2 protein-coding genes are annotated in these 15773 nt (G+C 47.2%); both read right to left on the bottom strand.

Annotated elements, in window-relative coordinates; genetic code table 11:
* Positions 1-9341 (bottom strand): amino acid adenylation domain-containing protein (locus tag AC1DP6_RS32835; RefSeq protein WP_477058650.1); only part of this gene is annotated, 9341 nt, incomplete at its 3' end.
* Positions 9342-15761 (bottom strand): amino acid adenylation domain-containing protein, encoded by a 6420-nt coding sequence (locus AC1DP6_RS32840; RefSeq protein ID WP_477058651.1) that lies wholly within the window; start codon positions 15759-15761, stop codon positions 9342-9344.
* Positions 15762-15773 lie beyond the last annotated feature (12 nt).

The following is a 15773-nucleotide window of genomic DNA, read 5'->3' on the forward strand; positions in this document are numbered from 1 at the left end:
CCCAGCTGTTGCGTATCCAGTAATACTTCCCGGCTACTCAGCACCAGGCTGCCACCATTCAGTAACATGCCCCAGTATTCAAACGTAGTGGCATCAAAGGATACCGCTCCGGTAGATAATAATATTTCACTGCCATCCAGCGTTGCAAAACTGCCCGGGCGTACCAGTCGTACCACACTCCGGTGGCAAACCATCACGCCTTTGGGAACGCCTGTAGACCCGGAGGTATACATCACATAAGCCAGGCTATCTGCAGATGCCCTGCCGGAAAGATCCGTTTGTGGCTGCGCGGATATTTCTTCCTGATGCGATTGCAGCCATGATTCATCCAGCAATAATTTGCAGTTGCTGTCGGCCAGCATATGACTGAGTCTTTCCTTCGGGTAATCCATATCCAGTGGCACGTAAGCCGCGCCGGCCTTCAGGATACCCAGGATAGCGATCAGCAGCCATTCACTTCTTTCCACCTGCAACCCTACCAGTTCATCCGGCTGAAGATGATATTGTTCATGCAGGTAATGCGCTACCTGGTTGGCGCGTTCATTCAACTGCTGATAGGAAAGTGTCTGCTCTTCAAAATACAATGCGGCACGATCCGGTGTAGCTTTCACCTGTGCCTCAAACAGTTCATGGATAGTACTGTGAGAAGGATATGGTACCTGCGTATCATTAAACGTTGTCAGCAATTGCTGCTGTTCTGCCATGCTCAGATAAGAGAGCGTAGACAGCGGTTCATCTGGAGCGGCTAACCCAGCCGACAATATAGATAGCAGGTGATCTGCCAAACGTTCCACTGTAGCAGCGTAAAAAAGATCACTGTTATAAGACAAGCTTAATATCACCTCGTCTCCATCTTCCGTAAACTCAAACAACAATTCGAATTTGCTGAAAGCATCTCCATCATTTTTATACTCCGTTACCTGTAGTGCGTTTAATTGCTGTGATGTGCCCTGTTTACCATTCTCCACATTCTGTAATACCAGCATTACATCAAACAGCGGATGACGGCTTAAATCCCTGTGTAGTTGCAGTGCATCTACCAGTTCATCAAAAGGATATTCCTGGTGTTCGTAAGCACGTAAACAAATCTCTCTGATCTGTTCCAGTAAAGTTTTGAAACCGGCCGACCGGCTGAAACGTGTCCGTAGTGCCAGGGTATTTACATAGAACCCGATCTGATCAGACAGGTCAGCATGTTCCCTGCCGGCAATAGGGCTGCCGATGATAATGTCTTCCTGACCTGTATAGCGATACAACAAAGCATTTACCGTTGTCATCAATCCCATAAATAGGGTGGCTCCTTCCTGCTGACAAAATGCTTTCAGTTCTTTAATAGAAAAACGTTTTTTAATATTCCCTCCGTTGTAGGTCTTCACAGCAGGACGTACCTTATCGGTCGTTAATTGCAGTACTGGTAAGTCGCCGGAGAATTGTTCCATCCAGTAATTGGTATGCTGCTTAAATGCAGGCGCATGCAGCAGGCTTTGCTGCCAGGCTGCATAATCCTTGTAGTGAATACGTAAAGGCGGCAGAAGGGCATCATCCGGGCTATTATAAAGCGTCAGCAGTTCCCTGATCAACACTTCAATTGACCAGCCATCACTGATGATGTGGTGCATCGCAAAACAGAATACCCATTGCTGATTAGCTACCTGGAATAATCCGGCTCTTAACAACGGTCCTTCAGAAAGATTAAAAGGCGCCAAAGAAGTATGCTTTACCCTTTCCTGCAATTGCAGCTGCTGGTCTTCCATACCGCGGATATCCTCATTTATTATATGGAACCCGTTCAATGCCACCGGCAGTACAAATTGCCTCACTTCACCACTTTCCACTTCACGGAATACGGTCCGCAAACTTTCATGTCTTTTTATCAGGTTGTTAAACGCTGCTGCAAGCTTGTCCTGCTGTAGTTCTCCTTCGAACACATATACAGCAGGCATGTTATAGGCAATATTACCGGCTTCGAACTGACTCAGCACCCATAGTCTGCGCTGGGAAGAAGACAGTACATAACTATCCTGTACCGGGATGGCGGGGATAGTAGCAAAAGCGGTTCTGGATGTTTGCCTGATCAGCTGCGCCTGTTGCTCCAGTTCTGTATGTGTGAACAGATCCTTCAGCGCCAGCTTCACGTCAAACTGTTTGTGGATCTGGCTGGCGAGCCTTGTGGCCTTTAAGCTGTGGCCACCAAGTGAAAAGAAATTATCTTTCACGCCTACTCTATCTTTCCCCAGCACTTCCTGCCAGATGAGCGCCAGTTTCATTTCCGTTTCATTACGGGGGAATACGTATTCCACCCCGGTTGCTATACCGTTTGAGCCGGGATCAGATAACCGTTTTCTATCTACCTTTCCACTGGATGTAACAGGCAGCTGATCCAGTGTTATAAAATGAGTGGGCAACATATAGGCAGGCAGTGTTTGTCCCAGGAATGCCCGAAGATTAGTAGCATCCAGGGCTTCCTGGCTAACGATATACGCCACCAGCTCTTTGTCGCCATTCCCGGTAGGCCGGGTAATCACCACTGCATCACTAATAGCAGTATGCTGCTGTAAAGATTTTTCTATCTCCCCTAATTCAATACGATATCCTCTGATCTTCACCTGCTCATCTTTACGGCCGGTAAACTGGATATTACCATCTGGCAGCCATCTGCCAAGATCACCTGTCCGGTATATCCGCTGACCAGGAATAAATGGATCGGGAACAAATCGTTCGTTTGTCAGTTCCGGACGATTAAGATATCCTCTCGCCAGCCCTGGTCCGCCGATACAGATCTCACCGGTGGCGCCTACCGGCAACAGACCGGGCGCTTCTCCCAGGATATATACCTGCGTATTCGCTATCGGACGTCCGATAATATTTTGCGTAAATACCTGTACATCTTCCAGTACAATGGCATCAATAACTGATTCTGTAGGACCATAATGATTATTGATCACTACTCCCGGCAATTTATTGCGTAACTCACTTACCAGTTTACCATTCATGGACTCACCGCCGATGGCCATATGGCTCAGCGAAAGACCGGCAAGATCAACCGGCGTATCTAAAAATATCCCTTTGATAAAACCGGGTGTACCTTGTAACACCGTTACTTTTTCTTTGATCAGTACGGCTATCACCGCTTCAGGCGATTGCAGTACCGCTCTTGAAAGCGCTACCGCTCTGCCTCCTGTCAATAAAGGAAAAAGTGTTTCCAGCAACGATACGTCAAAGCAGAAATTTGTTGTCATGGCCGTTACCAGTCGCTCATCCGCATGGAGTAGCGTTTGTTCCGCCAGTAAACGCATCAGCAGCGGTCCATGTTCTACCATAACGCCTTTAGGTTCACCGGTAGAGCCCGAGGTATAGATCACATACGCCAGTGCATTGTTATTCTCTACTACATCAAAACCGCTGTTGTCCTGCGCGGCGATATGATGCCCGTCGTGCAGATATTTTTTTCTCTTCACCGGCGCTACCACCGCCTGCCTGTCAATACTTAACAAGGCATCGAAGCGATAACGGGTAAGTTCATTAGATACTGTATGTATTTTATCACTGCAGGTAACAGCAGCAATACCTACCTGGTCATTGATCATATCCCGGAGATAATCACGGGAAACGAACAGTTCAACACCCCAATCCGTTTTGGTGAAACGACCGGTTTCAGGATGCGCATTCTTAAATGCGGTCAGCGATGCGATCATCTCCTCCCGTTTATCTTCATCCATCAGATCACCAAGGAAAAGCAGCCCTTTATCCTTCATCTTTCCAATTGCTTTTACCAGCACATCCCGCAGGTAATTATGCCCATCGAAACACTGGATTACACTATTGATGATGACGAGGTCAAAATCTCCTTCCGGGATGAGATCTATTTCATGTGCCGGCATACACGCCAGCGTGATATTGTGATGCTGACCGGCAACTGCTGCTTCCTGTGTTTTTTCCAGGATGGTAGACGACAGGTCTGTTCCATAGTAGTAGCCCACTTCCGGAGCTATCCTGAACATGGTAAGTCCGGACGAACAACCTATTTCCAATACACGCATATCTTTATGCAGGGAATCTTTCAACTTCAGGAAAGCGTTCTCACTATATTCCCGCATCTCCGTTTCATTAAAGTCTTCACCGGTATAACTGTCTATCCAACCTCCCTGTGCAATCGCATCAACGGCTAAACCGCCGATCTGATCCCAGAGATCTTTCCGCATCAATTCACTTCTTAGAGCACCTCGCTCTGCGTACACATTCAAACTGTCTATACACACGATGTGCTGCAGTGCTGCACACTGCCATAGCAGCCGGTTGGCCATTTCTATCAGGTCTTTACCGGCAAGCAGGATATTGGCCGCCGCATCGTGCAGCATATATAGTACACGTTTCTCCGGATGTTCAGGATCCAGCGGTATATAAACGCCACCGGCCTTCAGGATACCGAGCATGGATACCAATACATCCCTGCTGCCGGCATTCAACATCCCTACGCCGGCGCCTTCACGTAAACCCAGTTCCTGTTTCAGATAACGCGCCAGCTGATTGGATGCCTGATCCAGTTCTTTATAGGTAAGCGAACCTGTACTATCGGATACCGCAATGCTATCCGGCGTGAGCTGGCATTGCTTTGCAAACAGTGCATGCACCGTTGTGGCAGGTACGTCCTGCTGCACCCCACTCACATATTGATCAAATAAAAGTTGGGTTTCTGCTTCGTCCGGCAGACGGATGGCCGACAACGATATATCAGGATTGTCGAGTACAATATCCAGCAGATGCCGGAAGTGTTTCACTACGCGTTCAATACGGGAATGATCATAGATCTCTGCATAATACTCGAGGGTGATCAATAAGTCCTCGTCTCTTTCCTCTACCAGCCAATCCATATCCAGCTTGGCAGTGCCGGAACCTTCCCATTGCAGGGGCGTATCACTGTCATCTATCAGCGCAGAACGGTCGGACTTAGACTTTGAAAAATTCTGTACGACCAGTGATACATCAAACAAGGGATTACGGGAAGCATCCCTATTGACCTGCAGCATATCTACCAGGTCTTCAAACTGTATATCCTGGTTGCCATAGGCGGCAATACAATCTGCAATAATTGTTTTATGGAAAGTGTCAAAACTCATATCACCCTGTAACTGACTTTTTACAGCAAGTGAGTTAACGAACATCCCAACAATACGTTCCAGGTCCGGATGACGGCGGCCGGCAATACCACAGCCGATCACCATACTTTCCTGATTTGTATATTTATAAAATAATACATTCAGCACGGCCAGTAAGGTCATCTGTAATGTAGCATTGTCTTTTTTGCCCAGCTCACGCATCCGCGCCGTAGTCGCCGCATCAATACTGAAAATGATATGCTCACCTTTAAACGTAAAAGTGGCGGGGCGTTGCCGGTCTGCCGGGAAGTCCAGCACTGGTATACCATCGCTGAAACGGGACAACCAGTATTGCTTTTGCAGATCAAGATCTCCACTTTCCAGCAGACTATTCTGCCAGGTGGAGAAGTCGCGGTACTGTAGTTTAAGTGCCGGTAACTCCTTCTCATGATACAACAGCATAAATTCATCAATCAGCACCTGGAAAGAGGTACCATCAGCTATAATGTGGTGTACATCGATGATCCAGACATATCCTGCATCTGCTATTTGCACAAGCGCCGAACGGAATAATGGTGCTGCTGCCAGATCGAAAGGACGGATATAGTCCCTGGCAAAAGCAGCGAACGACTCCTGGCTGCAGGTATGTTCATCCAGTTCAAAAGGAACTTCCGAATGGATCTTCTGAAAGGCCACACCATCTATCAATTCAAAAGATGTACGGAAACTCTCGTGCCGGCTCACCAACATTTTAAGAATGACAGCGATGCGCTCCCGGTCAACATGCCTGCCCAGGTAATTCACGATGGGAATATTGTAGCTGGTGCTTTCCGGCGCGAATTCCTGCATAAAGAAAAGCCGTTTCTGCGCAGATGACAAGGGGTAATATTCCAGCTCCGGCGCCTTTTCAATATCCGAATAAGCAGCATAGGCAGCCTTTGAAATCAGCGCCGCCTGTTCTTCGAGTACGGGCTTTCCAAACACATCTTTCAGCTCTATCTTTATTTCAAATACTTTAAATATCTGGCTACATAACAACGTAGCTTTCAGACTATGGCCACCCAATTCGAAGAAATTGTCTTTTAACCCGATATTTTTTTTCTCCAGGATATCTTCCCAGATGATCGCCAGTTTTTTCTCCGTTTCACGCTGCGGTGCTTCAAAAGCAACGCCCGTATCCATATCCTGCCCTTCCAGCTGCAACAATGCAGACGTATCTACTTTACCATTGCTCCTCAAAGGCATGCTCTCCAACTGTATATACTGGTCCGGCACCATATGCACGGGCAGCTTATTCTTCAGCCAGGAACGCAGGTCCCCTGCATGGAGTACTTTTTTACCTACCACATAAGCCACCAGGAATTTTTCGCCGGAGGCGTTTCCTTTTGCCAGTACAACCGCCACCGCCACTTCAGGATGTTCCCGTATCACACTTTCTACCTCCCCTGGTTCCACCCTGTACCCTCTTATCTTCACCTGCTCATCTTTACGCCCAATAAATTCGATATTACCGTCTGGCAGCCATCGACCCAGATCACCGCTCCGGTATAGGAAGGCGCCTGATTCAAATGGATGCGGCACAAATTTTTCGTTGGTCAGTTCAGGATTATTGAGATAGCCTTTTGCCAGGCCGTCACCACCCACACAAATTTCTCCCACTACCCCCGTACAACAAAGCTGTAGGAGGTGATCCAGGATGTAAACAGTACTATTACTAATAGGCTTTCCGATGGGAATATCAGACAATCCGGCTACCACCGGGTAGGTGAGCGAGTAAGTAGTATTCTCCGTAGGGCCGTAACAGTGAATAATCTGTAAAGATGGATATTGCCGCAGACAGGCATTAACATGTGAAGGAGAATTCCTGTCACCTCCAAACAGCACTGTTCTGAGGCCTTCAAACACCGCTATATTGCGTTCTACCAGCTGGTTAAACCAGCCGGTAGTAAACCACATGGTGTCCACTTTTTCCTGGCGGATAAGGGCAGACAGCCGGTCTGTATCCAGCAGTACCTCTTTATTGCACATCACCAGCGTACCACCATGCAGTAACATGCTCCAATATTCAAAAGTTGTTGCATCAAAAGCGATGGCGCCTGTACACAGCAACACTTCCTCTCCGGTTAACTGTACATAGTTTGTGTTCATGACCAGTCTTACCACACCACGCTGATCCGTCATCACTCCTTTGGGAGTACCGGTAGATCCGGAGGTATACATCACGTAAGCCAAATCCCCGTTTACGGATGGAAGCAGTGGCTCCTCAATCGTATCCAGCTGTACATCTATTGCAAAAACATCTCCCGTAAAATCCGGCAGGTCAAACATGTACTCCGTTTCTGTGATCAGCACTTTAACGGCGGTATCCTGAAGAATAAATTTTTTACGGGTATCCGGATAATCTGTGTCAACAGGTACATATGCCGCGCCCGCCTTTAGTACACCAAGGATAGCGATGATCAGCCAGTCTGATCTGTCCAGCATAATACCAATCAGCTGCCCCGGTACTACTTCATAATGTGTACGCAGGTAGGCTGCCAGTAATCCGGCGCGTTTGTCCAGTTCCGAGTAGGTGAGTTTTTGTCCACGCGCAACTACCGCGATTTTATCCGGTGTTCTTTCCACCTGCATTTCGAACAATGCTGCGATGGACTTATCCTCCGGATAAGCTGCGGCCGTATCATTTAAGCCGTGGATCAGCAACGTTTGTTCTATTGCTGACAGAAATTGTAATTCCTGAATGGACAGCTCCGGTTCATCCAGGATCACCGTCAGCAATTGCAACAGGTGGTCAGCCAGTTGTTCAGCTGTCCGGTCCGTATAGATGCCTTTGTTATAAACTAAAATTGTTTTAATCTCATCTCCTTCCTCTGTAAAATCAAAAGAGAAATCATACTTGCTGATCAGAAGTGTATCACCCAGGTAAGGCTTTATTTGCAGCGCCCCTGCACCCTTCCGGTTTGTCGTGCTGTTCACATCTGCATTCTGCAATACCACGCTCACATCGAACAATGGGTTTCTGCTCATGTCACGTTGCAGCTGCAGTTCCTGTATGAGCGTATCAAAGGGATAGGCCTGGTGTGCATATGCTTCCAGCGTAATTTCTTTTACATGCAGCAGTAATTCCCGGAAGCTGTGCGCTCCTTTGAACCTGGCGCGCAATGCCAATGTGTTCAGGTATAACCCGATCTGGTCTTCCAGTTCCGCATGTTCACGACCAGCGATCTGTGTACCGATAATGATATCTTCCTGGAAAGTATAACGATACAGTAGTGCATCCACCAATGCCAGCAGACCCATAAAAAGTGTGCTGCCGCTTTCCTGGCAAAGTTGTTTCAATCTTTTACCCAGTTCCGCCGGGATCACTCTTTTTACAATACCTCCTTCATAGCCTCTGATCTGCGGACGTGCTTTATCTACGGGAAACGCCAGCACAGGGATTGGGGTACTAAACTGTTCCTTCCAATAGGCTTCATGCGATTGCATAACAGGGCCCTTCAGTTGTTCCTGTTGCCACGATGCATAGTCGCGGTATTGGATGTTCAAAGCACTTAATGGTAATGCGTTGAAGTAGGATGTCGTGAGTTCATTGATCAGGATACTCATAGACCAGCCATCGCTGATAATATGATGCATCACATAAGTGAACACCCACTGATCATCGCTGATCTGCAGCAGCGAAGCCCTTAACAGTGGACCCGATGTCAGATCAAATGCCTGTGCCGAAAACTGCCGTACCAGCGCTTCTACCGAAGCAGTATTGCCGCGAAGATCAACTTGGTGAATATTAAAATCCAATGCTTCTGGTGTGCATACATATTGCCGGATTGCTCCCTGTTCGTCTTCTCTGAAAACCGTTCTGAGGATTTCATGTCTTTCTATCAGGCGGTTAAAAGCAGCAGCTAGTTCCTGCAGGTGGAGCGCACCTTCAAAAATAACACTCATCGGAATATTATATGCCCCACCACCACCTTCGAGCTGACTGGCCATCCAGAGGCCTTTCTGCGCGGAAGATAGTTCATAATGCACCTGTTCCGGAAGCCGTGTGATATTGCGGTATGCAGTATTCCGTGTATTCCTGAGCAAGGAAAGAATTTCTTCTTTGCGTGTTCTCAGAAACGCAGTTTCCTGCTCACTCAGTTGTTGAACATTACCTCTGATCCGCAGGTTGTTGCCGCTGTCATCCGGCGCAATGATAATTCCTTTGCTCTTGCAGCTGAGCAGGATGGCTAAGATATCTTTCATCTAGAAGATTATTTCGTCGTTACCGTTTACAAGTATCTCATCACTGTTATCCATCCACTGTACAGACTCTATGTAGTTAGACAGATGTTCCACAGTGGGATCAATAAAAAGGTTCTTGAGGTCAATTTGTACTCCGAAGACCTCATGTATTTTTGAAATCACGCGGGTAGCTTTCAGGCTGTGTCCACCGAGATCAAAGAAGTTATCCCGGATACCGATCTGTTGGCGTTCCAGTATCATTTCCCAGATAGCTGCCACCTGCCTGTCAATCTCATTTCTGAAAGGCACGTAATTGTTATTGGATACTGCCGCATCTTCCGGTCGGGGAAGCGCCTTTTTATCCAGTTTACCATTACTGTTCAGCGGAAATTCCTGCAGGGAAATCAGGAACGAGGGGATCATATATACGGGTAGTGAATGACTCAAACTTTCCCGCAAATGGCGGATATCAGCTCCTTCGTGTGCGATCAGATACGCCGCCAGTTCATATTCGCCGTTGGCTTGTTTTAAGGGAATCACCACTGCGTCTTTTACGCCCTCCTGTCTGATCAATGCTGTTTCTACTTCGCCGATTTCGATGCGATGCCCCCTGATCTTTACCTGTTCATCTTTGCGGCCGATATACTCTATATCTCCTGAAGGAAGAATGCGCGCATAGTCGCCGGAACGGTATAGTTTTTCTCCGGAGCGTGCCGGATGCGGGATAAATTTCTGTGCCGTCAATTCCGGCCTGTTCAGGTAACCACGGGCCACGCCGGCGCCACCTATGCAGAGTTCTCCTGTTACACCCACCGGCACCTGTTGCAGGTCGGCATCCAGCACATAAGCGCTCAGGGTAGGAATAGGCAATCCTATATTGCTTTTATTGGCAGTAATTTCTGTTGTGGTAATTTCCTTGAAGGTGACATGTACCGTAGTTTCTGTAATGCCATACATGTTAATGTTTCTGCAATCCGGAAATGTTTGTTGCCATTCCCGCAGAATTTCCGGCATCAGGGCTTCCCCACCAAAAATGAGATAGCGCACCGCCAGCTGCTGACGCGAAAAACGATGCCGGTTATTGTTGACCAGACTTCTGAAAGCAGTGGGCGTTTGGTTGAGTACTGTAATCTTTTCCTTACCCAGGAAATCGTAGAAAGCAATACTATCCTGTGCCACTTCTTTAGGCACCACCACTACCATTCCGCCTTTCAGCAAAGCCCCATACATTTCCCAAACGGAGAAGTCAAAACAGTAAGAATGGAATAACGACCAACGGTCTGCATTGCTGAAGTCAAACAAATCCTGATCGTTGAATAGCAACCTGGTAACGTTGCCATGTTCTATCAGCACCCCTTTTGGGTTCCCGGTTGTACCGGAAGTATAGATCACATACGCCAGGTTATCTGGCCTGACTGCTATCTCCAGTGTATCTTCCGGATAGTCAGCGGTCGTAATATTTATAGCAGTAATATCTTCTATCGTTGTAGGAGGGAGTGCATCACACAGCAGAAGCCGGCTGCCGCTATCGGTGGTGATGTAACGGATTCTTTCCACCGGATAGCCAGGATCTACAGGAACATAGGCCGCACCGGCTTTTAATACGGCCAGGATACTGATCAACATCCACTCTGTACGCTCAAAATGAAGTACTACCAAGTCTTCCTGCTGTACGCCATAACTATTCACCAGCAGGTGTGCCAGTTGTCCGCTGCGGCGATCGAGTTCCTGGTAAGTAAGGGTAGCTTCACCTGACTTCACCGCGATATGATCCGGGAAACGCGCTACTGCCGCACGAAACAGGCTATTGATAGTGGCCTGCTGATCATAACCAACATGTGTCTGATCCGCTTTTGAAGACAGGAGCTGCTTTTCCGCTTCATCCAGTAACGAAATATCTTTGAGCAAAATGTCCGGCTCCCGGCATACCTGTTCAAACACCCGGTTCAGGTGTATGGCCATTTGCTGCACCGTTTCATTTCTGAATAAACCTGTATTGTATTCCAGCTCCAGCTGCAGTTTACCAGCTACTTCTGTAAAAATAAACGTGAGATCATATTTTGCCACGCCCGCAGCAACATGCAGTCTTTCCAGTCGCATATCAGGTGTCACCTGCTCATTATCCGTCATCTCCAACCCTTCTATATTCTGTAATACCACCATCACGTCGAACAGCGGAGACCGGGACATGTCGCGTTTTAACTTCAGATGATCTACCAGCATTTCAAATGGAAGATCCTGGTGACTGAATGCCTGTAACAGGCGTTCTTTTAGTTGAAGCAACAATGTGCTGAAACTATCTGAGGTATTTAATGTAGTGCGTACAGGCAGTGTATTCACATAAAATCCTATCTGATCATGCAACTGAGCGTTATCGCGGCCAGCTACAGGCGTACCTATCACTATATCCCGCTGGTCAGTATATTTTTTCAGCAACACGTTTACTCCTGCCAATAGTAGCATGAATAAACTTACACCTGATCCTGCGGCAAGATCAGTCAGCTTACTGTTAATGACAGCACGATGAACTGCTCCTTCATAAGTTTTTACTGCAGGCCGGGGAAAGTCTGCCGGCAATTCCAGTGCAGGTACTTCCTCTTTGAATACACCTGTCCAGTAATCCAGCAACGTTTCCAGTTGCCCCCCTGTAAACCGGGTTTGCTGCCATACTGCAAAGTCTTTATACTGCAATGACGCCGGTGTTAACGTCCCCATACGATAGGCTGTCATTACTTCTTTGTACAATACTGCCACCGACCAGCCATCGCTGATAATATGATGCATATTGAAAGACAATATCCTGCTGTCTGCTGTATTCAACACGAAGCAGGCCAGCAGTGGCCCTTTTTCAAGATCGAAAGGTTCCTGCCATTTATTTTGAAGGATGCCCGCTATTCCTGCTGATGATAAGGAACGGGGAATCGTGATCTCTTCTATATGCAATTCAACAGCTGCCGCATCCTGAATCAGCTGCACCGGTGATCCATCCCTTTCTGCGAAAATTGTGCGCAGACTTTCATGTTTTGCTATCACCCATTTTAACGCCTGTTCCAGTCGTTCCACCTCCAGGTGGCCTTCAATCCGGAATGCAGCCGGCATATTATATGCCCTTGAAGCATCCCTGAATTTTGTAAGTACCCACAACCGCTCCTGTGCAAAAGAGATCGGGTAATACGCGTTTTCCTCCGCAGGAACAATCTGCTGAAACCTTTGTTCTGCACGGTTATCAATCAGCAACGCCTGTTCTTCAATCGTTGGGGAACTAAATATTTCATTAAGACTGAGTTCCTTTTTTAACTCCTTCGCAATGAGCGACCTTAATCTCGCCGCTTTCAGACTATGTCCTCCAAGGCTGAAGAAATTATCTTTTATGCCGAAGCCTGTTCTGTGCAATACCGTTTCCCATAAACCAAGCAATAAATGCTGCAGGGAGTTGGCCGGCGGCACTATGGTGATGGCATCATCTGACGTTGCAGATGGTAATGGCAACAGTTGTTTATCTACCTTACCATTGCTATTCAGTGGGATTTCTTCCAGTTTTATCCAGTACGCCGGGATCATATAAGCCGGCAGTAAAGCAGACAAATATTCTTTCAACCTGGTTTGCGCTTCACCGCTATAGTAGGCTACGATCTCCTGTTCACCATTCACTTCTTTGATCAGCACAGCAGCCCGTTGTATCATAGGGTGTTGCTCCAGCATATATTGTATCTCGCCCAGCTCGATCCGGTAACCTCTCACTTTCACCTGGTCGTCTGCACGACCTGTAAATGCCACGTTACCATCTGCCAACCAGTATCCTTTATCACCTGTCCGGTACATCATGAGGCCATCCACAAAAGGATTTTCCAGGAATTTCTCTCCTGTCAGCTCCTGTTTACCATAGTATCCTTTTGCTACTGATTGTCCGCTTAAAAATATTTCTCCCTCCACGCCTGGCGGCAGTAAATGCAGGTATTCATCCAGGATATACAACTGCGTATAGCCTACAGGCTTACCTATGGGAATCAGTGTATGATCTTCTCCACCAAACCTGTACATGGTGCTGTAGGTAGTGTCTTCGGAAGGGCCATATAAATTTCTCAGCTCCATTCCTGTATGCTTCAGGTCCTGTATAATCTTGCGGGGCACCGGTTCTCCGGCCATATTAAGTGCTACCACATTATCCCAGTTCATTCCCTGATCCAGCAATGCATTCACAACAGAAGGCACTGTATTGACCAGCACATGGCGGTCTGTTTCCACAAAGGAGGGAATCTGCAGGGCCGATGTCAGCAGCCGGATTTTTCTGCCTTGTATCAATGGCAGAAAAATTTCAAACACGGAAAGATCAAAGCAGTAAGAAGTGGTGGCGTATAAAATATCATAAGGCGTATTGCTGAATTCCTGGTCTGCCCACTTCAGAAATGCGGTCACATTCCGGTGACTGATCTCTACTCCTTTGGGTTTCCCGGTAGAGCCGGAAGTATAGATCAGGTAAGCTGTTTGGGACCTGATATCTCCCCTGTTAACAGGTACAGCCGGTTCATCCAAAGAAATATCCGTTATCCTGATTACCTGTCCCTTATAGTCAGGAGGTATCAGGGCAACACTGGCTTCATCCACCAGCAACATAGCAGGGGCGGCATCTTCCAGTATATATTTTATCCTGGCTGCAGGATAGGAAGGATCAATAGGAACATATGCCTTACCTGCTTTTAAGATGCCCAGCATGCTAATCACCATCCATTCAGTTCGTGCCATCAGTAACCCCACAAAAGGGTGTTCGCTCCCGGCAGAAAGATAAGCGCCAAGGCGGTCTGAAAGACTGTTCAGCACAGCATAGCTGAGTTCCTTCTCTCCTGCTATCAGCGCAGTAAGGGAAGGATTATGCTGAAAGGAATTGTTTAATAATACCAGCACATCCTGTTCTTCAATATCTTCCACAGGCTTATTAAAAACTGTCAGTAGCTGTTCTTTCTCTGCTGCGTTCACAATTTCAATGTCAGCGATCCTGATTTCAGGTTGTTCCATTACCTGGCGAATGATCTCCTGGTAGGCCCCGTAGAGCGCCGTTATGCGTTCCTTTTTAAACAGGCCCACGGCATATTCTATCTCAATAACAAACCTGTTATCGGGCTCAAAATCAAAGTAGAAACTAAGGTCTAATTTGGCACCTCTCTTTTCATCTTCTCTTTTACCGGAAGGATAGAGATAGTTACCCAGCAGGCTCAACTCAAAGCCATGCTGTTTACTAAAATTCATAGATCCATCTCCCAATGCCGCATTCTGTAATACGATCATTACATCGAACAATGGATTTCTCCCGGTATCTCTTGTAAGATCAAGCTCCTCCAGGATCCTGTCAAAAGGATAATCCTGAAATTCAAAGGCTTTAAAAGAACTATCAGATATCTCCTTCAGGAAATCCCTGATAGAAAGCTCGGGATTAACGGTAACAGACAGTGGCAGGGTATTTACATATAACCCTACCTGTTCTTCCAGGTCAAAATGATTACGGCCGGCAACAGGTGTTCCGGTAACAATATGTTGCTGTCTGGAAAATTTATGCAGTAAGAGCGTAACAGTTGCCCGGAAGAAGTTAAAAGTAGTAATCTGTTCTTTTCTGCAGAATGCGAGGATGGCGGCATACAATCCGGCGTCCATATAAAAACGGGAGAATGCGCCCTCATAATTCTTCACTGCAGGGCGGGCAAAGTCATACGGCAGGGATAATGGCTCAGGCATCGTTTCAAAACGTTGCTTCCAGAAATCCTTTGCTGCCGCTCCTTTCGGACCATCTATCTTATGTTGCAACCAGTCGGCGTAATCTTTATACTGGATCCGGAGTGGATCAGTCACCAGTTCCTGTCCACGGCAGCAGGCCTCATAGTTACGCATCACTTCCTGGATGAATACACTTATAGACCGGCCATCACTGATAATGTGATGTACGCCGAAAATCAGTGCATGTTCATCGGCAGACAAACACAGCAATCTTACCCTGAGCAACGGACCATTCCCGAGGTCAAATTGCCAGCGGGCAGGTTCCTGCGATGCGGCGATCAGGTATGCTCTCAGATCCGCGCGATGACTGATATCTTCGTACTCAATTTCAAATGGAATATTGGCTTTTATTACCTGCAACAGTTCACCGTCTGCTTCTTTAAAAACAGTACGAAGACTCTCATGCTTTTGAACAGATTTTTTGAAGGCGGCATTCAGGTTTTCTACGATAACCGTTCCTTTAAGATAAAAACTGGTTACAATATTATAGGCCGCTGTTCCTCCTTCAAACTGGCTGAGTACCCAGATCCGCTGTTGCGCATTGGACACAGGATAGTGCTCCGCAGGAGGTATGGCAGGAATAGGCGCAAAAGAGGATTGATCCATAGCATTCCTAAGGAAAGTGATCAGTTCCTGCTTGTGTTCCTTTATCTGCACCAGAAATTCTTCTGACAAATTTCTCGTTTC

This window comes from Chitinophaga sp. 01L420, from assembly GCF_056399985.1.